This is a genomic window from Mesorhizobium sp. B2-8-3 (assembly GCF_006440815.1).
Taxonomy (GTDB): Bacteria; Pseudomonadota; Alphaproteobacteria; order Rhizobiales; family Rhizobiaceae; genus Mesorhizobium.
The window spans coordinates 1-17431 of the sequence record NZ_VFTW01000031.1 but is presented as its reverse complement, the minus strand read 5'-3'; the positions used below and the strand labels follow the sequence as shown (position 1 = coordinate 17431).

The 17431-nt window shown below is 62.8% G+C and carries 18 protein-coding genes and 2 tRNA genes; 12 read left to right on the top strand and 8 right to left on the bottom strand.

Going from position 1 to position 17431, the window contains the following annotated elements; all coding sequences use genetic code 11:
- Window positions 1-12 precede the first annotated feature (12 nt).
- From FJ418_RS28520 to FJ418_RS32110, 3 genes are read right to left on the bottom strand one after another with little or no spacing between them, the layout of a single operon-like run.
- Window positions 13-1239 carry an amidohydrolase gene (locus FJ418_RS28520; protein ID WP_140871406.1) on the bottom strand — a complete coding sequence of 409 codons (1227 nt, stop codon included), beginning with the start codon at window positions 1237-1239 and terminating at the stop codon, window positions 13-15.
- The gene (locus FJ418_RS28515) at window positions 1226-2404 is read right to left on the bottom strand and encodes a M24 family metallopeptidase (RefSeq protein ID WP_140871403.1); all 1179 of its coding nucleotides are present in this window, start codon (window positions 2402-2404) and stop codon (window positions 1226-1228) included. Before FJ418_RS28515 ends, FJ418_RS28520 begins: the two co-directional genes overlap by 14 nt.
- Window positions 2397-2552 carry a hypothetical protein gene (locus FJ418_RS32110; RefSeq protein WP_181167127.1) on the bottom strand — a complete coding sequence of 52 codons (156 nt, stop codon included), beginning with the start codon at window positions 2550-2552 and terminating at the stop codon, window positions 2397-2399. The genes FJ418_RS28515 and FJ418_RS32110 overlap by 8 nt, the downstream gene beginning before the upstream one ends.
- A 115-nt stretch (window positions 2553-2667) precedes the next feature.
- Between FJ418_RS32110 and FJ418_RS28510 the strand changes: the two genes are divergently transcribed.
- The 7 genes from FJ418_RS28510 to FJ418_RS28480 all read left to right on the top strand — a co-directional run bounded on the left by FJ418_RS28510 (window position 2668) and on the right by FJ418_RS28480 (window position 8602).
- Window positions 2668-4104 carry an FAD-binding oxidoreductase gene (locus FJ418_RS28510; protein ID WP_246683251.1) on the top strand — a complete coding sequence of 479 codons (1437 nt, stop codon included), beginning with the start codon at window positions 2668-2670 and terminating at the stop codon, window positions 4102-4104.
- On the top strand, window positions 4101-4835 hold the full coding sequence (locus tag FJ418_RS28505) for a FadR/GntR family transcriptional regulator (protein ID WP_140871400.1): 735 nt from the start codon (window positions 4101-4103) through the stop codon (window positions 4833-4835). The genes FJ418_RS28510 and FJ418_RS28505 overlap by 4 nt, the downstream gene beginning before the upstream one ends.
- Before the next feature lie 2 nt (window positions 4836-4837).
- Window positions 4838-5272: a VOC family protein gene (locus FJ418_RS28500; RefSeq protein WP_181167126.1), complete on the top strand. Its 435-nt coding sequence runs from the start codon at window positions 4838-4840 to the stop codon at window positions 5270-5272.
- Between the two features lie 68 nt (window positions 5273-5340).
- Window positions 5341-6393 (top strand): ABC transporter substrate-binding protein, encoded by a 1053-nt coding sequence (locus tag FJ418_RS28495; protein ID WP_181167125.1) that lies wholly within the window; start codon window positions 5341-5343, stop codon window positions 6391-6393.
- Window positions 6393-7166: an ABC transporter ATP-binding protein gene (locus FJ418_RS28490; protein WP_140651283.1), complete on the top strand. Its 774-nt coding sequence runs from the start codon at window positions 6393-6395 to the stop codon at window positions 7164-7166. Before FJ418_RS28495 ends, FJ418_RS28490 begins: the two co-directional genes overlap by 1 nt.
- The gene (locus FJ418_RS28485) at window positions 7163-7918 is read left to right on the top strand and encodes an ABC transporter permease (protein ID WP_140650919.1); all 756 of its coding nucleotides are present in this window, start codon (window positions 7163-7165) and stop codon (window positions 7916-7918) included. The genes FJ418_RS28490 and FJ418_RS28485 overlap by 4 nt, the downstream gene beginning before the upstream one ends.
- Window positions 7919-8062: 144 nt before the next feature.
- Window positions 8063-8602, top strand: a complete 540-nt coding sequence (locus FJ418_RS28480) for a hypothetical protein (protein WP_348639925.1) — start codon at window positions 8063-8065, stop codon at window positions 8600-8602.
- Between the two features lie 80 nt (window positions 8603-8682).
- On the opposite strand, the gene FJ418_RS28475 is transcribed toward FJ418_RS28480, so the two are convergent.
- A tRNA-Val gene (locus FJ418_RS28475) sits at window positions 8683-8758 on the bottom strand.
- 218 nt (window positions 8759-8976) lie between these two features.
- Between FJ418_RS28475 and FJ418_RS28470 the strand changes: the two genes are divergently transcribed.
- Both FJ418_RS28470 and FJ418_RS28465 read left to right on the top strand, forming a co-directional pair.
- A tRNA-Asp gene (locus tag FJ418_RS28470) sits at window positions 8977-9053 on the top strand.
- Between the two features lie 287 nt (window positions 9054-9340).
- Window positions 9341-10246, top strand: coding sequence for an ankyrin repeat domain-containing protein (locus FJ418_RS28465; protein WP_181167124.1), 906 nt, complete (start codon window positions 9341-9343; stop codon window positions 10244-10246).
- Window positions 10247-10295: 49 nt separating this feature from the next.
- Here FJ418_RS28465 and FJ418_RS28460 read toward each other — a convergent pair whose 3' ends face one another.
- Window positions 10296-11252: a phytanoyl-CoA dioxygenase family protein gene (locus tag FJ418_RS28460; RefSeq protein WP_140871394.1), complete on the bottom strand. Its 957-nt coding sequence runs from the start codon at window positions 11250-11252 to the stop codon at window positions 10296-10298.
- Window positions 11253-11399: 147 nt separating this feature from the next.
- Between FJ418_RS28460 and FJ418_RS28455 the strand changes: the two genes are divergently transcribed.
- Together FJ418_RS28455 and FJ418_RS28450 are read left to right on the top strand one after the other, a co-directional pair.
- Window positions 11400-12260: an AraC family transcriptional regulator gene (locus FJ418_RS28455; protein WP_140871391.1), complete on the top strand. Its 861-nt coding sequence runs from the start codon at window positions 11400-11402 to the stop codon at window positions 12258-12260.
- Window positions 12261-12326: 66 nt separating this feature from the next.
- On the top strand, window positions 12327-12530 hold the full coding sequence (locus tag FJ418_RS28450) for a hypothetical protein (RefSeq protein ID WP_140871388.1): 204 nt from the start codon (window positions 12327-12329) through the stop codon (window positions 12528-12530).
- Between the two features lie 229 nt (window positions 12531-12759).
- Here FJ418_RS28450 and rbsK read toward each other — a convergent pair whose 3' ends face one another.
- From rbsK to ugpC, 3 genes are read right to left on the bottom strand one after another with little or no spacing between them, the layout of a single operon-like run.
- On the bottom strand, window positions 12760-13689 hold the full coding sequence (gene rbsK, locus FJ418_RS28445) for a ribokinase (RefSeq protein ID WP_140871385.1): 930 nt from the start codon (window positions 13687-13689) through the stop codon (window positions 12760-12762).
- A 4-nt stretch (window positions 13690-13693) separates the two neighbouring features.
- Window positions 13694-14146, bottom strand: coding sequence for an RbsD/FucU family protein (locus tag FJ418_RS28440; protein WP_140677348.1), 453 nt, complete (start codon window positions 14144-14146; stop codon window positions 13694-13696).
- 27 nt (window positions 14147-14173) lie between these two features.
- A complete protein-coding gene (gene ugpC, locus FJ418_RS28435; RefSeq protein WP_140871383.1) occupies window positions 14174-15232 on the bottom strand; it encodes a sn-glycerol-3-phosphate ABC transporter ATP-binding protein UgpC in 1059 nt (352 codons plus the stop codon).
- Window positions 15233-15513: 281 nt separating this feature from the next.
- Here ugpC and FJ418_RS28430 point away from each other — a divergent pair, with 281 nt between their 5' ends.
- Entirely contained in the window at window positions 15514-17178 is a 1665-nt protein-coding gene (locus tag FJ418_RS28430) for a sugar ABC transporter substrate-binding protein (RefSeq protein ID WP_140647812.1), read from the top strand.
- The last annotated feature ends 253 nt before the right edge of the window (window positions 17179-17431 follow it).

Genomic DNA, 17431 nt, shown 5'->3' with positions numbered 1-17431 from the left:
TGGCGGTCCTCGCTAGACGCCAGGATTCTCCTGCCCGGCCAGGTACATCGTTGCCGCGGAAACCAACGTAAGGACGCCGTTCTTCAACGCGGCCTCGTCGACGCGAAACCGGGAATGGTGAAGCGGATAGACCGATCCGACCTCCTCGTTGCGGATGCCGAGCCGGAAATAGACCGACGGACGCTTCTCGCTGTAGTAGCCGAAGTCATCGGCGATGCTCCAGCCGGGCATGGTGAGGACATTGTCCGCGCCGATGCTGCCCTTGGCGCTGGCAAGGATCAGTTCGGCCATTTCGACATCGTTGACGACGCCGGGTTCGCCGCGATGGATGTCGACCTTCACCTTGGCGCTATGGCTGACCGCTACGCCCTCCAGCACCTCGCGAACCCGGCGCCAGGCGCGCTCGCGGGTGGCATCATTGCCGCTGCGTATTGTGCCTTTCAACGCGACCTTGCCGGCGGTGACATTGTAGGCATTGCCGCCATTGATGGCGGTCACCGAAATGACCAGCGGATCATAGGGATCGGTCTCGCGCGAAACGATCTTCTGCAATTCGCTCACCATGGAGCAGGCGACAGTCAGCGCGTCGACACCTTCATAGGGCTTTGCCGCATGCGCCGCCGAGCCGGTGACCAGCACGTCGAACGTGTCGCATGCCAGAGTGTAGGGCCCGGAGCCGACGGCGACCTTGCCGGAAAGCGTGTACGGATCGACGTGGACGCAGATCGCCGCGTCGACGTCGTCGAGAAGTCCCTCCTCCACCACCCGCTTGCCTCCTGACGGCTCGTCTTCCTCGGCCGGCTGGAAGATGAGCCGAACGGTCCCGCCGAAACTTTCGCGTGAGCGATGCAGATGCGCTGCCACCGCAAAGCCCATCGCGGCATGGGCGTCGTGGCCGCAGGCATGCATCACGCCTGGATTTTCCGACGCATAATCGACGCCGGATTCCTCTTCGATCGGCAAGGCGTCTATGTCGGCGCGAATGGCGAGCTTGCGGTTGGACGACCTGCCGGTGCCGATGATATCGACTGCAAGCCCATAGCCGGCGACGTCGCGGATGTCGGCGATACCTTCGCTTGCGAGCATCTCCCGCAAATAGCGTTGCGTGCCCGCCTCGCGGTTTGAAAGCTCCGGGTGACGATGCAAGTGACGGCGGATCTCGATCATCCGATCGAGAATTCCGCCATCGATGTCGGCCGCGGTATCGCTTGCTGAAGACGGCCGGTCAGGCTTTGACATGGATATCGCGCGGGAACTTCGTCAGCGTTTCGTTGCCGGTATCGGTCACGAGAATGGTCTCGCTGATCTCGATGCCCCAGCCGTCCATCCACATGCCCAGGATGGAGTGGACGACATTGCCGGGTTGGAGCACCGTCTTGTCGCCGGGCCGCAGGCTGATCGTATGCTCGCCCCAATCCGGCGGATAGGCAACGCCGATGGAGTAGCCGATGCGCGATTCCTTCTTCAGCCCGTGGCGCTGGATAACCTTGCGCCAGGCAGCTTCGACCGCTTCGGCGGACGTACCCGGCCGCACCGTATCGAGCACCGCATCCATGCCCTCGATCACAGCCTTTGCCGTGCCCGCGACGCGGGTCGGCGTCTTGCCGAGCTGCATCGTCCTGGCGAGCCCGGCGGCATAGCGGCGGCAGACGCCGGCTAGCTCAAGCGCGATCGTTTCGTCCTTTCCGAACCGACGGTCGCTCCACATGATGTGCGGCGCGGAAGCGTTTTCGCCGCCGAGGATCGTCGGCGGCAGCGCCGTGATATCGCCGGCGAAATCGGGACTTCCGGCAATCTGCGCCGCCTGGATGGAAGCAATCGCATCGCATTCGCGCACACCCGGCGCAATGACTTCGTAGGCCCGCGCGACCGCCGCCTCAGCCAGCCTCGATGCCTTGCGCAGATAAGCGATTTCCGGCGCCGATTTCACCGCGCGGATCCAGTTCACGAGCAGGTCGGCGTCGTGCCATTTCGCATTGGGCAATCCGGCGACGAGCCGCGCATGCGCCTTCGGTGAAAAATAATAGGCTTCGAGCTCGATGCCGATGTCGCGGCTGCCCCAGCCCTTGGCGACGATCCACGCCGCGATCCAGTCCATGGGATGCCGATCGGCGCGCTGGACATGGTCCTCCGGAAATCCGACCACGTTTTCCGGCTTCATCCAGGCCGTCAGCAAGCCGCCGGCCGCATCCATGGCGCGGCCGATCCAGACAGGCTCGGCATCCTCGATCGGAACAAGCACCACCTGCGGCGTGTAGAACGACCAGCCGTCATAGCCGGTGATGTAATGCTGGTTGGCCACGTCGTTGACGATCAGGAGTTCGATGCCGCGCTTTGCCATCTCGGCGCGGATTCTTGCGAGCCGCCGCTGGTACTCTTCGCGGGCAAAAGGCAGTTCAATCATCTTTTCTCCTCACCGGATCGATCTGGTCGGGGACGAGCCGCAGCTTCCCCTGCCGCCCACCATCGCGGTGGTTTTGACGGTCGGCAATCGGCCAGAACCACGCATCGGCAGGGCCTATGCACGCCTCCTTGCCGGCGACATGGATCAACCACCGCATCCACCATAGGAAAGGTCGCTGATATCCACCGTTCAGGGAAGAAACCGTTGACTCGAATTAAGTTGTAGGATGATATGCATCACCCGATATCCAGACATGAACTTTCATGACCGTTCATCGCCTCTCGCCGGAAATCCTCAGCGCCATGGAAGGCGCAGTCGGCCGAAACGGCATCGCCGTGGAGCCGGCTGGAATGGCGAAATATCTGGGCGACTGGACCGGCGATTATCGCGGCAACGCCCTGGCCGTGCTGCGGCCCGCATCGGTGGCCGAGGTCCAGGCGCTGATGCGCCTATGCAATGAGCTCGGGCTGGGTGTCGTTCCGCAGGGCGGCAACACCGGACTGGTATCGGGCGCGATCGACAACAAAGGTGGCGGCCTGGTCGTCGTCAGCCTCGAGCGGCTGAACGCTATCCGGCAGATCGATACGAAAAACTTCACGCTGCGCGCCGACGCCGGTTGTGTGCTGCAGACGATCAAGGATGCTTGCGAGACGAAGGATTGCCTGTTCCCGCTGGCGCTCGGCGCGCAAGGCAGCTGCCAGATCGGCGGCAATGCGGCGACCAATGCGGGCGGCGTCAACGTGCTGCGCTACGGCATGGCGCGCGACCTGATCCTCGGGCTAGAGGTTGTGCTAGCGGATGGCGAACTGTGGAACGGCTTCTCCGGCCTTCGCAAGAACAACAGCGGCTACGACCTGAAGCAGCTTTTCATCGGCTCAGAGGGCACGCTCGGCATCATTACGGGTGTCGAGGTCAAGCTGTTTCCGAAACCGGCCAAAACAGAGACCGCCTATCTCGGCCTGGCCTCGTTCGAGGCGGCCGTTGAGCTGTTCAACGGGGCGCGCCGCGACTGTTCGGACCTAATCTCCGCTTTCGAGATCATCGGCTCGGAATGCATCGAGCTCGCCCGGCTGATCGACCCCGCATTGGGAGCGCCGGTCTCGGCGCCCGTCCAGGTGCTCATCGAATTGTCGTCCGGCGCCGCCATCGACCTCAACAGTCTGCTTGCCGGCTTTCTCGCCGAAGCCATGGAGAACGGCCTGGTGACCGACGCGGCTCTCGCCGCAAGCACCGCGCAGGCCAGGAGTTTTTGGGCCATCCGGGAAGGTCTCGTCGAAGGCCAAGCCAGGCGTGGCTATCATGTGCGCACCGATCTGTCGGTGAGGATTTCCGACATCCCGGCCCTGATCGAGCAGGCCCGCCGCTTCGTCGCGAACGACCATCCCGGCTGGATCCCCCTCGCCTACGGCCACGCCGGCGACGGCAATATCCATTTCAACGTGCTGCCGCCTCTCGACCTTGCCGAGTACGAGGCTCGTGCACGTGGCGCTGAGGTCATTGCCGGGCTCTATGAAATCGCCGTCGGCCTCGGCGGCTCGATCAGCGCGGAGCACGGCATCGGCCGCAGCCGCCGCAAGGAATTCTGGGCCGGACTCTCGCCGGCGCATCGCCGCATGGTCGCGGCGCTGAAGAGCGCCCTTGACCCCAAGGGCCTGATGAATCCCGGCTGTCTGTTGCCCGCGACGGAAACTTTTCCATGAAGCAAAGACTGGCCGCCATCGGTACCATCGAAACCTTGCCGCATCGTGTCGCGGCTTTCCTCAGTCGCGAGATCGAATCGGGCGAGCTGAACCCCGGCGCACGGCTGCCGACCGAGCAGGAACTGTCGGAAAAATTCGGCGTCAGCCGCAATGTGGTGCGCGAAGCGATCGCCCAGCTTCGTGCCGATGGCATGATCGAGGCGCGCCAGGGCATCGGCGCTTTCGTGCTGGCGCTTGAGCAGCGGGCCGCGATCCGCATCGACCGCGAGGCGCTCAAGGACACGCACAACATGGAGCGGCTGTTCGAGCTGCGCTGCATCCTCGAAGCCGAATCGGCGGCGCTGGCAGCGGCGCGGCGCAATCAGGAACATCTCGATTCGATCAAGGCGGCACTCGGCCGCATGGGCGGCGAAGAGCGTTGGGAGGAAGGCAGCATCGACGCCGACCTGCTCTTCCACCGCGAGATCGCGCGCGCCACCGGCAACAGCTACATCCACACCTTCATTTCCTTCGTCTGCGAGCAGATCCGTCACTCGATCCACTACGCGCGCATGACCAATCCGCTGCACGACCTCGTGGAGATCAATGTCGGCGAGCATGTGCGCATCTATGACGCCCTGGTGGCGGGCGATCCGGAGGCGGCGGAAGCGGCGATGCGCGCGCACATCGTCGGTGCGGCCAACCGCGTCGGCGTCAAGCTGCCGCTCTCGAAAGCCAACGGAGCGAAATAGCCATGCCGGCAAGCATCACCCGCATCTCCGACGTCTGCCTGCTGGTCGAAAACATCGACAGGACGGTCGATTTCTACGTTGAAAAACTCGGCTTCCGCCTGCGCCGCCGCGCCGAGGGCTTTGCCGATTTCCATGGCGAGGGCGTCACGCTCGCCGCCTGGGAGCTCGACCACATCAACCGGCATACCGGCGTGTCCAACCTGAGATCGCCGCGCCACGCGCACAAAGTCTGCGTCGCCGTGCAGCTCGACACGCCAGCCGATATCGACCGGCTGCATGGCGAACTGAGCGCCAAGGGCGTGCCCTTCTACGGCCCGCCCGAAAACTATGTCTGGAATGCGCGCTGCGCCTATTTCACCGACCCGGACGGCACACTTTGGGAGCTTTACGCCTGGCTCGACGGCGGCCCTGGCGATTACCACGACGAACAGCCGTAGACGACGCCGAGCCGAAGGGAACGGCGCCTGAAGAAAAGACGAGAAAAGTCTGCAACAGGAGCAAAAAAATGAATGGGAACAGGGACTTCGAATTGAACCGTCGCGCTTTCGTGAAAGGCGGCATGGCAGCCGTTGCGGCCGCGTCGGCCGGCATGCAACTAGTGCTGACGCCCGGCGCGAAGGCCGCGGGCAAGGTCGTCATCCAGTATGATTGGCTGATGTCCAACGGACAGATCGGCGACATCGCGGCCGTCGCCAACGGCTATTTCAAGGATGCCGGGTTGGAGGTCGAATTCAGCCCCGGCGGCCCGAATGCGTCAACCGTGCCGCCGGTGATCTCAGGAGCCGCGCAGCTTGGCCAGTTCTCGGAAACGCCGCAGCTTTATTCCGCCCGCGCCAGCGGCGTGCCGGTCAAGATCATCGCCTGCGGCTTCCGCACCGGTCCTTATGCATTGACGTCCAAGCCCGCAAAACCGATCCGCGGCGTGGCCGACCTCAAGGGCAAGAAGATCGGCATCCAGCCGACGGCGCGCTTCGTCATCGATGAGATCCTGGCCAAGAACGGCATCGATCCGTCGGAGGTAATCATCGTCAATGTCGGTTTCGACAAGGCACCGCTGGTGCGGGGCGATGTCGACGCGATCGGCGGCTGGATCACCAATACCCAGGCGCTCAGCGTCGTCGGCGACGACCGCATCGACCTCCTGACGCGCGACCTCGGGCTGAGCTCCTACGCCGATGTCTATTTCGCCACCGACGCGGCGATCGAGAAGGATCCCGGGACGCTGGCGAAGTTCATCGGCGCTGTCGGCAAAGGCTGGGGCTGGGTGCACGCCAACCCGCAGGAAGCGGTCAAGAAGATGGTCGCCGCCTATCCGGAAATGGATCTCGGCTGGGAGGAAAAGACCGTCAATCTGGTGCTGAAACTCTCCTTCGACAGCGCCACCGCCAGGGACGGCTGGGGCACGTTCGATCCCGCCTCGATCGACGAGCAGTTGGCGCTGCTCGACAAGGTCGGCCAGTATCCGAACGGCCGGCCGGCCGCCAAGGATGTCTACACCACCAAGATCCTGGAGCTTTCCGCCGCCGACCGGCCCAAGCTCGACGCGCCCGCGGCATGATGCCAAGCGCGATCGAAGCCCGACGGCTGGATGTCGGCTATGGCGGCCGGCAGACGGCCGTCAAAGTGCTCGCCGGCCTCGACTTGACTGTCGCGGCCGGTTCCTTCCTGTCGATCCTGGGGCCGTCCGGCTGTGGCAAGTCGACCTTGCTCAGGGTGGTAGCGGATCTGATCGACCCGCTCGGCGGCTCGATCAGCGTGCTTGGCGAAACGCCGCATACGGTGCGCTCGCGCCGCGATGTCGGCTTCGTTTTCCAGGATTCCACACTGCTGCCCTGGCGCACGGTGCGCGACAATGTGCGCCTGCCGCTTGGCGTCGGCCAGCGCAGCCTGACGCGAAAGATCGAGGACCGCAGCGCCGAACTGCTGGAATTGATGGGGCTCGGCGGGCTCAGTGAGCGCCTGCCGCACCAACTCTCCGGCGGCCAGCGCCAGCGCGTTGCGATCGCGCGTGCCCTCCTCGGCGAGCCCAAATTGCTGTTGATGGACGAACCCTTTGGCGCTCTGGACGAGATCACGCGCGACCGATTGAACGACGAATTGCTGGCGCTCTGGCGGCGCACCGGCACGACGATCCTGTTCGTCACGCATTCGATTGCGGAAGCCGCCTATCTCGGCGAGCGCGTCATCGTGCTGGCCGCTAATCCTGGGCGCGTCGTCAAGGATCTCGACATGCGGCCCTTCAAGCAGGAAGGCAATCGCTGCAGCCGCGAAGATCCGGCGATCGTCGTCGCCATGGCCGATCTGCGCGTGGCGCTGGAGCACGCATCGTGAGACAGGCGCCGCTTTCCCCGCAAATGACCGTCACTCTTCCGGTCCTGGGCGCGGCTTCGATCCTGCTTGCCTGGCAATACATTCTGCCGTTGCTCGGCGTGCCGGCCTATATCGTGCCGACACCGACAGCGATCTTCGGTGTCTTCCAGAAGAATTTTACGCTTCTCATCGATAATCTGAGGCCGACGCTGATCGAAGCGGTGGCCGGCTTCGTCATCGGCGATCTGGCCGCCGTGCTGCTGGCCGTGCTCTTCGTCCACAGCCGCGTCCTGCAAGCCGCCTATTTCCCGATCGTGCTCTTCTTCAACACCATCCCGATCCTGGCGCTGTCGCCGATCATCATCCTGATCTTCGGCCTCGGCATGACGCCGAAGATCGTCATCGCCGCGGTGATCTGCTTCTTCCCAACGCTGGTGAACATGATCCGCGGCCTCGATTCGGCCAGCGACAACGAACACGAGCTGTTCCGGGTACTGTCGGCGACGCGCTCGGAGATTTTCTGGAGCCTGCGCCTACCCCGTGCCCTGCCGATGCTGTTCTCTTCGCTGAGGATCTCGTCAGCCACCGCCGTGATCGGCGCCATCGTCGGCGAGTGGATCGGCTCGGACAAAGGGCTCGGCGCGCTGATCATCCAGGCCACCTTCAATTACCAGTCCGACCGGCTCTACGCCGCGATCGTTCTGTCGTCATCGCTGTCGATCGCGCTGTTCTGCCTGGTGGTTCTGGTCGAGCGGCGGATCATCAAATACTGAGCCGGGCCATCGGTAGGAACCACCCGGCGTTCTGCGCTCGCACGTCGAGTTAATGATAGCCTCCCGACAGCAATCAGGCATTCATCGCGCATTTAGTCGGTCTGCGATAGGATGCCTGCGTACAACCAAACCGGGAGACAATTCGTGTTAAAAACTTTTCACGTCTCGATCCGAACGATGCTGGCCTTCATGTGTCTGGCCGGGCTGGTCGCCGCGGCGTCCGCCCTTTTCCCCACCTCGGCCTCGGCGCAGCAGCTGCGGCGATGCGCCGATGAAGGCGGCATATGCCGCTTGCCCTATCCCACGGAGGTCGTTTACGGCGCACGGGGTCGAACAACCTCGCGGTTTTTCGATCGTCAGTCCGTGCCCTGCTCGAATCGCCTTTTTGGCGACCCCGCTCCCGGCCGCGACAAGGCCTGCTATTTCGTGGCGCGCGGCGGCGGTTATGGCGATGACAACAATTACGGGGACAATGATTACGGCTCACGCCCGGACCGCGGCGAATGGGTAGCCTGCGCCAGGGAGGGCGAGTTCTGCGGTTTCCGCGGCCGCGCGATGGTCAGATACGGCGCACGTGGCCAATACACGCAGAATGTTTTCAGAAACGGCGTCCGCTGCGGCAACAACGCTTTCGGCGATGATCCCGCGCCGGGCGCCCACAAGCGCTGCTACGTGAGGCAATAGCGGCCTGAACCCGGCTCTCGACAAGGTGGCGGCCCGGCAAGGGCCGCTGCCGCATTCTGCGTTCTGCTTGTCCGGCGGACTGGTGGGCGATGACGGGCTCGAACCGCCGACATCTTCGGTGTAAACGAAGCGCTCTACCAACTGAGCTAATCGCCCGCTTGAGCGCGGACCTTTAAGCAGTTAGGGCCGTATTCGCAAGGCCAAATGAACGGACGGCGTGCGCCCTGCAGTGCGGATTTTCCCAGGCTCAATGGCGCTGTCAAAAAACCTTCTCCTGATTGCTATAATGCTTGAATACCGCGCTTGACACCCGCAGGCGAACCCCTTATCCAGCGCCCCAACGACGAACACGGCTGACACGTGCTCGTCAGTGCGCGGGTGTAGCTCAGTCGGTTAGAGTGCCGGCCTGTCACGCCGGAGGTCGCGGGTTCGAGCCCCGTCACTCGCGCCATTCATTTCCCAAAATGGCTATATTCCAAAGTGACTCCTGACACTGGCGGGAGAAAGAACGGGACCTTGTAGGCAGCCGAACGAGAGCGCTTCGGCCGTCCGCTTGGCCTTTATATAAGCATCTGCTAAAGTTAATTTTTACAAGAGTCCGAGCCGCCGTGCGAGCCAACCTTCCGCGCTTTTCCCAGCAGTGGGTCGGCCGCGTGATTGCACGCCAGCCAATGCTGGCACTGCCGATTGATGCTGTCTCGCAGTTGGAGGGGCGCAAAACTCATCACGGAGGATGCGATGACCAGTCCAAGCATGTGGATAATATGGGCTTCGTGGTTTCTTTGGCTTTTTACCCTGCCCGTCCAAGCAAGCAGCTTGGGTGACCTTGTCAGACACGGCGACACCGCGAGGGTGGCTTCTGCCTTGGACAAAGGCGCCGCCGTCAACGAAGTTGACGGTGTTACGGCGCTCTATATCGCCTGTGAGGGCGGGAATGTCGAAATAGCAAAGCTTCTGATAGATCGTGGGGCGGACGTTAACATGCCCGTCAGCTGGCAAAGAACGCCCCTCTACGCTGCCAACAATGGTGGCTACCCAGACATCGTGAAGCTGTTACTGGATAACGGAGCCGACCCAAATCAGGTGGCGAAATCGCAATCCCCGCTGCACGTGGCTGCCGAGAAAGGCTGTCTTCGTTGCGTAATCCATCTCGTGGACGCTGGAGCAGACGTCAACGCGCTGACATCAAATGGAAATCCACCCATACACCTGGCCAAGCTCGGTGGTCACGAAGACGTCGTCGCCTACTTGCGGGATCACGGCGCCGGACGACCGGCCATTGCGCCGATTTCGGCGCGACTTGCATCGGCAAACGTTGAATCGGGCAAGGGGATTTTCGACCAAACATGCGGGGTCTGTCATCTTTCAGCGCCGGGCCTCAAGGTTCCCAAACGGGTCAATCTTTGGGGCGTTGTAGGGCGACCAAAAGCTTCACAAGGCGATGTCCCGTATTCATCGGCTCTAAAGGAAGCGGGCGGCACATGGACCTTTGAAGATCTCAATTCCTTCATCTCAAACCCGGCATTCGCATTGCCTGGAACAGACATGATTTTCCCGGGCCTGCGGGACGAGAACCAGCGAGCAAACCTGATTGCTTACCTGCGGACCCTGAGTGACAAGCCGTCGCCGCTTCCCGAGAATTGATTGCTCCTGCGGTGCTGCATGGTGGAGGAGCGGACCCCTAAAAACGCCATCATCCGTTCCAGCTGACCAGCCCCAGCAACCTTTCGCCGAGCGGCGTCAGCTTTGCCGTCTCGGCGTTTCTCTTCTCCCACCCGCGCGGATCGCCCGCAAAGCCGGCGCGCCGCGGCGCCTCGCGCTCGCGCCAGGATCGGATCCGCGCCTCGCGCTCGCCGAGATCGCCCTCATCGGCCGGGAACATGGAGATGTACTGCGCCATCCTCACCTTGCCGTCGGACGTGTTCGGCGCCACGCCATGCGCCAGGAGCGAATTGAAGATCATCAGGTCGCCCGGGAAAAGTTCGAGCTTCTCGATCCTGTCCTCGATCCCCCTCATGTCCGGGTGGTGCGGATCGCGGCCGGCTGGCTGGGTTTTGACCCATTCATCGAAATGCTCGAACAGATAGGGCACACATTGGAAACCGCCGATATCACCGCCGTCCTGGTGAACCAGCGAAAGCACACCCTGGACCGAGATCGGCTTGGGCTCGAGCGAGGTGTCGGCGTCCCAGTGGATGAAACCAGGGGATGCGCGTCTGCCCTTGTTGGGGGTGTTGAGGTTGGCGCGGTCGATCGCGACCCACAGATCCTCCATGTCCCAGATGTCGACAAAGGCGTCGTAGACGCGGCGCGCCATGCGATTGTCCCACAGGAACTGGTGGTTGTAGATCTCGACCATGCCGGCGTTGTTGATTTCCTTCAGCGCATAGTCGCGCCGCTGGGTAACATCCCAGGTCGCCGGATCGCTGGGGTCCTTTTCCTCGAATTGCCAAAGCAACGCCTTGAGGCGCTCGACATTTTCCTTTGGCACTGCATTGCGCACGATCACGAAGCCTCGCTTTTGCCAGTGGGCGAAATCCGCCTCTGAAAGCACGCGCAGCGGAAGCGTTTTCTTGATCCTGGACAATTGGGTCGTTACCCGGCTGGACGTCGGGTGATCGTCCTTGGTGATGTCCTTCGCGTGGGCCATCGATTTCCTCCTCGATCTTGTCTTGTCGAACACGAGGCTAACCGAACGGCGGACCTGCATGTTGTCCCTGACAGGCCGTCAATGATACTATTCTGGCGTCCATCATTCTTTCTATGCCGTTCGAGGCAAATTCCTTGGTGGCACGCCATGAAGCCGTATCTTGAGAAAGTCACAATCGCCGATGACGCCTCATGGTCGATGGTAAGGGTCCCGCGCGACCCGACCATTCCCTTCGAATGGCACCATCATCCGGAGTATGAACTGACGCTCACCCTGAACTCGCGCGGGCGCCGCTTCGTCGGCGACCATGTCGGCAACTATGACGATGGCGATCTCGTGCTGCTCGGCCCGAACCTGCCGCACACATGGTCTTCTTCGGGCAAGATCGACGTGGGCAGGCCGCATCTGGTCATGGTCATCTGGTTCCGGCCCGAATGGGCACGTGGATTGACCGGGCTCCTGACGGAGCTGCGACCGGTCGCCGGCCTGCTGGAAAGATCGGCGCGCGGGCTGAAATTCTCGCAAGGCGCGACCGGGCGCGTCAGGGCGCGTATCGAAGCGATCTTCGACAAGCCGCCCGCGGAGCGGCTGCTCGACCTCATTTCGGTCCTGCTGACGCTTGCCGGGGATGACGAGGCCGAGCCGCTGACTGCGCCGTCCCGCTCGCCCTCGCCCATCGCCTCGAGCGGATCGCGCATAGATCGCGTGCTGGACTATCTGCACGCGCACTACACCGACGATCTGAGCATCGACCGTCTCGCCCGCCTCGCCGCGCTCAGCCCGTCAGGCTTTCACCGCATGTTCACGCGGCACACGCGCTTGACCCTGGTCGAGTATGTGACGCGGCTGCGCATCGGCGAAGCCTGCGCCCTTCTCACGGAAGAAGACAAGCCGATTGCCTACATCGCCGAGCTTGTCGGCTATCGCTCACTGGCCAATTTCGGCCGTCAATTCAAGGCGTTGAAAGGGCTTACGCCGCGCGAATATCGCGGCAGGTTCGCCAGCTGAGGTCTTTCTCGGAACCATTCCAACCTTGTCCCGTTCAGCCCACGGGCGAAAAAACGGGAGATAAAGATGGCTGTGAGATGTCGGATTTCCATCGACGATGACAGGGATATCGACGAGCTCGCCTTCCAGGAATTGCCGCGGGTGGGCGAAAGCGTGTCGATGCCGATCGAAGGGTCGAGCAGGGACCTGCGGGTGCTGCGCGTCGTGCATATGCCCGGCAGCGAGCAAGGCGCAACGACGATGCTGGAGCTGACCAGCAGGATTCTGTAGCGCTATCTATCCTTGGAAATCATTCGCCCAGGACAACCCCGGAAGCGATAATCCGGGCCGTCCGTTCGGTGAGCTTTTGACGCTTCACGAGCGTGGGCTTTTCGTAAGGCTTTTTCATCCTGCCGTTCCAAATCGGCGCCGCCGACAGGACGATGAACGCGCTCGCCTCAGTAGCGTTCCGGAATAAGCGGCCTCTAACAAAGCCGCGAAAAATGGACGGCGGGAGGTCTCAGGCCCTGGCGAGCAGCGCTTCGACCTCTTTGAGGGTCGGCATGGACGGCGCAGTGCCGGGGCGCGTCACCGAAATGCCGGCGACCGCGCAGGCAAAGCGGATGGCCTCCAGCGGCTCGACGCCTTTTGCCAGGGCCGCGGCCAAGCCGCCATTGAACGCGTCACCTGCCCCCGTGGTCTCGACCACCGGGCCGGCATTGACCGCGCCGACATGCTCGGATCGTTCCTTGGTGTGCAGCAACGCACCCTTCTCGCCGAGCGTCACGATGACGGCGCCGACACCCTTGGCCAGCAGAGCGTCGGCGGCGCGGCGGGCGTCGTCGATCGACGAAACCTTGATGCCGGTCAGTCCTTCGGCTTCGGTCTCGTTGGGCGTGACATAGTCGCAGAACGCGTAGATGCGGTCGGGCAGGCTGGCGGCCGGCGCGGGATTGAGGATGGTCGTCACCCCTGCTCCACGCGCGATCTCCAGTGCCTTCAATGCCGCGTCGATCGGCTGTTCGAGTTGGGTGACGAAGACGCCGGCGGACCGGATGAGCTCGGCACGCGCTTCGATGTCGGCTGGGGAAATCAGCATTGCAGCGCCCGGGCTGACGATGATGGCGTTGTTGCCGCTGCCTTCCTCGACGAAGATATAGGCAGCGCCCGTATAGCTGTCCGGCGTGTCGATGACGGCGCTTTTCACGCCCGCGTCCTTCCAGGTCTGCTTGGCCATGTCGGCGAAAGCATCGACGCCGAGGCGCGTCAGGAAGGTGATGTCGGCGCAGAGCTTGCCGGCGGCCACGGCCTGGTTCGATCCCTTGCCGCCCGGGCCGAGCTTGAAGGAATTGCCGAGGATCGTCTCGCCCAGGCGCGGCTGGCGGTCGGCGCGATAGGCGGTGTCGGCGACGAACACACCCAGGATCACAACAGGCTTGCCGGTGGCCATGTCCTTACTCCGCATCCGGCGGCACGACGCCCTTGCGGAAGGCAAAGCAGCCATAGAAGCGGCGCTCGCCGGTCTGGATCACGCAATAGGCTTTCTTGGAGCGCTCGTAGAAGGCATAGCGCTCGATCGAGATCATCGGCCAGGGCTTGCCCTCGGCCGCGTCGATCTCCTTCTGCACCTCCTTCTGCACCGGTGGGATTTCGTTCGGCTTGCCGACGATCTCCATGCGCGCCGCCGCATCGTTGACGAAAGTATCCAGCGGCAAGACCGACAGCACCGCCTTCACCACTTCGGCCGCCGTCGCATCGATACGCAACAGCTTGCCGAGCACGGTTTGCCGCGCCACGGAATCGGACGGGAAATTGGTGTCGGCGATGATCAGGTCGTCGCCATGGCCCATCGCCCGCAGCGCCTGGAGCACATCGGCATTGAGCAGCGGATTGATCCCTTTGAGCATGGTTTCCTCTTGAAGGGTTGTGTGCGGTCAGAGACGCTTGCCGGTCCCGGCGTCGAAGAGATGGACCTGGTCGAGACGCGGCTTGAGCTTGAGCGTGTCGCCAGGCTTGAAGTCGTGGCGCTCGCGAAACAGCGCCACCATCTCGCCCTCGCCGAAGCGCACGAAGGCCAGCGTCTCGGAGCCTGTCGGCTCGACCACCGAGACGGTGGATGCGACGCCGTCCGGATGGATCTCCAGATGCTCCGGCCGCACGCCGTAGACAACGGGCTGGCCATCCTCGGCGATAACTCCCGACGGCATCGGGAATGCCGTGCCCGCGATCTCGACGACCGGCTTCTCAGCCTTCTTCACAGTGCCCTTGAGCAGGTTCATCGAAGGCGAGCCGATGAAGCCGGCGACGAAAAGGTTCGCCGGCCGATCGAACAGCTCAAGCGGGGCGCCGACCTGCTCGATGCGGCCGTCGCGCATCACGACGATCTTGTCGGCCATGGTCATGGCCTCGATCTGGTCATGGGTGACGTAGATGGTGGTCGTCTTCAGCCGCTGGTGCAGCTCCTTGATCTCGGTGCGCATCTGCACGCGCAGCTTGGCGTCGAGGTTGGAAAGCGGCTCGTCGAACAGGAACACCTGCGGATTGCGCACGATGGCGCGGCCCATGGCGACGCGCTGGCGCTGGCCGCCGGAAAGCTGGCGCGGGTAGCGCTTGAGGTAGGGCGCGAGGTCGAGGATGTCGGCGGCGCGCTTGACGCGTTCGGCGACGACGGCCGGATCGGTGCCGCGCAGCTTCAGCGCGAAGGCCATGTTCTGCTCCACCGTCTTGTGCGGATAGAGCGCATAGTTCTGGAACACCATGGCGATGTCGCGCTTCGCCGGCGGCAGGTTGTTGACGACGCGGTCGCCGATCGAAATCGTACCGCCGGAAACGGTCTCCAGCCCGGCCACCATCCTCAAAAGCGTGGACTTGCCGCATCCTGACGGACCGACCAGAACGACGAACTGTCCGTCGGCAATATCGACGCTGACCTCATGCAGGACCTTGACGGTTCCGAACGCCTTGGCCACACTGCTGATCGCGACTTGAGCCATCGTCTCCCCTTTATCGTTTGCGGTGAAGCTAGCCATTGCCAACGGCGACGGCAAGTCGGTATCTTATAGATAAAAAGCCAATCTTGTTGACAAGGTAATCGATTACGCGAATAGTGGCGAGTGCCAATCCGAGAGCAGGCCTGTTATCCTGAAATCGGAGCTCCGGCGACGCAGGGTGGGGTCCCACGTCCCCGTATGATCGAGGAGAACCGAGAGACGTTTCGACGTCCGAGAGATTGGCACTTCAATTCAATGGCTGTTGTTCTGGGAGGAACCTGTAGATGAGAGTCGATCTGTATGAAAAACTGATGCGCGCCGGAGCGAACCGCCGCGATCTGCTGAAGGGCGCTGCCAGCATGGCCGCGATCGCCGCCGCCTCCGGCGCCGGGCTCGGCGCGCTGACGAGGCCGGCCGCAGCCGATGACGACCTGCGCAAGAAAATCCTGCAGATCCCGGGCGTCGGCAAGGGCCAGCCCACTGACGCCGACTTCCAGAAAGTCGGCGAGCTCTGCCTCGAAGCGACCAAGGCCAATGTCAAGGAAGGCGAGTTCGCCGGTGTCGAGCTGACCTTCATGGGCCTCAACAACCAGAACCTGCACAATGTGCTATTCCGCGGCTTCCTGAAGCCATGGGAGGCCTATACGGGCGCCAAGATCAGTTGGATCGACCTCGCCCAGGCCGACTACAACGCCCGCCTGCAGCAGTCGATCGCCACCGGCACCGTCGATTTCGACATCATCGAGATGGGTGCGCCCTTCGAAGGCGATGTCTGCGGCAAGGGCCTCACCTCCGAGATGCCCGACTGGGTCAAGAAGCAGATCGACTTCGACGACCTCGTCAACTACCTGAAGCCGCCGGTCGGCACCTGGGACGGCAAGCAGTATCGCGTGACCATCGACGGCGACACGCACAACTTCAACTACCGCACCGACGTGTTCGCCGATGCCGACCTCGCCAAGCAGTGGAAGGACAGCGGCGCCACCACCGAATGGGGGGTGCCGAAGACCTGGCAGGAAGTGCAGGCCGTCACCAAGTTCCTCAAGGGCAAGAAATTCAAGGGCCAGGACGTTTATGGCTATCTCGACGCGCCCAAGCCCTGGGGCGGTTTCGGCTTCTACTTCCTCGGCAGCCGCGCCACGGCCTACGCCAAGCATCCCGACGACAAGGCCTGGCTGTTCGATGCCGACACCATGAAGCCGCGCATCAACAATCCCGCCTGGGTGCGTGCCATCCAGGACGTGATCGACGCCCTGCCGTCCGAGCCCGCCGACCAGATCAACGCGGATCCCAACACCACGGCCTTCCAGCAGTTCCTGGCTGGCACCGGCTCGATGATCCCCTGGTGGGGCGACGTCGGCTCGAACGTCAAGACCAATGACTCCTCGGTCATCGGCGACGTCACCGGCTTCTCGATCCTGCCGGGCTCCGACGACGTCTACAACTCCAAGACCGGCAAGTGGGACAAGCTTGCCAGCGGCCCGAACTATGCGCCGAACTGCGCCTATCTCGGCTGGGGCGTCTATGTCATGGCCCGCGTCGACAAGGACGAAAAGAAGAAGAAGGCGGCATGGTCCGCCGCCGCCCATCTCGGCGGCAAGGACCTGTCGATCTGGACGGCGATGTACCCATCGGGCTTCCAGCCCTACCGCAACTCCCATTTCAACATTCCGGAATGGGTGGCGGCCGGTTACGACGAGGCCTTCATCACCTCCTATCTCAAGTCGGAAGGCGATTCCTACAACCACCCGAACGCCGCGATCGAGCCGCGCATCCCCGGCATCTTCCAGTACTACTCCGCCGCCGAGGACATTCTGGCCAACACCTTCGCCGGCAAGATGAAGGCACAGGAAGGCGCCGACGCCATCGCCGCGGCCTGGGAAAAGCTGACCGACCAGATCGGCCGCGAAAACCAGGTCAAGCTCTACAAAGCCTCGCTCGGCATGTAGGCTGGCTTGTGAGACGTCGCGGCCCGGTGGCACATCGTCACCGGGCCGCGTCTTTACCGGCTTGGCCGGTTTGATGCGTTAGAGCAATTCCAGGAAAAGTGTGAGCGGTTTTCCGTCCGGAATTGCGTAAAAACAAAGAGATAGAGCGGTTCACCGTTTCCGTGAAACGGTGAAGCGCTCTAGGGCTTGTTGAGATTCATCGTGAGTTTATGACGGCGGCAGCGAGATGGATGATGGCACTGAAACTCTGGTC

Bases quoted from the DNA above. Each gene is read 5' to 3' on its own strand.
- FJ418_RS28520 (WP_140871406.1), bottom strand. From the start codon at position 1,239: ATGTCAAAGCCTGACCGGCCGTCTTCAGCAAGCGATACCGCGGCCGAC.
- FJ418_RS28515 (WP_140871403.1), bottom strand. From the start codon at position 2,404: ATGATTGAACTGCCTTTTGCCCGCGAAGAGTACCAGCGGCGGCTCGCA.
- FJ418_RS28510 (WP_246683251.1), top strand. From the start codon at position 2,668: ATGACCGTTCATCGCCTCTCGCCGGAAATCCTCAGCGCCATGGAAGGC.
- FJ418_RS28505 (WP_140871400.1), top strand. From the start codon at position 4,101: ATGAAGCAAAGACTGGCCGCCATCGGTACCATCGAAACCTTGCCGCAT.
- FJ418_RS28500 (WP_181167126.1), top strand. From the start codon at position 4,838: ATGCCGGCAAGCATCACCCGCATCTCCGACGTCTGCCTGCTGGTCGAA.
- FJ418_RS28495 (WP_181167125.1), top strand. From the start codon at position 5,341: ATGAATGGGAACAGGGACTTCGAATTGAACCGTCGCGCTTTCGTGAAA.
- FJ418_RS28490 (WP_140651283.1), top strand. From the start codon at position 6,393: ATGCCAAGCGCGATCGAAGCCCGACGGCTGGATGTCGGCTATGGCGGC.
- FJ418_RS28465 (WP_181167124.1), top strand. From the start codon at position 9,341: ATGACCAGTCCAAGCATGTGGATAATATGGGCTTCGTGGTTTCTTTGG.
- FJ418_RS28460 (WP_140871394.1), bottom strand. From the start codon at position 11,252: ATGGCCCACGCGAAGGACATCACCAAGGACGATCACCCGACGTCCAGC.
- FJ418_RS28455 (WP_140871391.1), top strand. From the start codon at position 11,400: ATGAAGCCGTATCTTGAGAAAGTCACAATCGCCGATGACGCCTCATGG.
- FJ418_RS28450 (WP_140871388.1), top strand. From the start codon at position 12,327: ATGGCTGTGAGATGTCGGATTTCCATCGACGATGACAGGGATATCGAC.
- rbsK (WP_140871385.1), bottom strand. From the start codon at position 13,689: ATGGCCACCGGCAAGCCTGTTGTGATCCTGGGTGTGTTCGTCGCCGAC.
- FJ418_RS28440 (WP_140677348.1), bottom strand. From the start codon at position 14,146: ATGCTCAAAGGGATCAATCCGCTGCTCAATGCCGATGTGCTCCAGGCG.
- ugpC (WP_140871383.1), bottom strand. From the start codon at position 15,232: ATGGCTCAAGTCGCGATCAGCAGTGTGGCCAAGGCGTTCGGAACCGTC.
- FJ418_RS28430 (WP_140647812.1), top strand. From the start codon at position 15,514: ATGAGAGTCGATCTGTATGAAAAACTGATGCGCGCCGGAGCGAACCGC.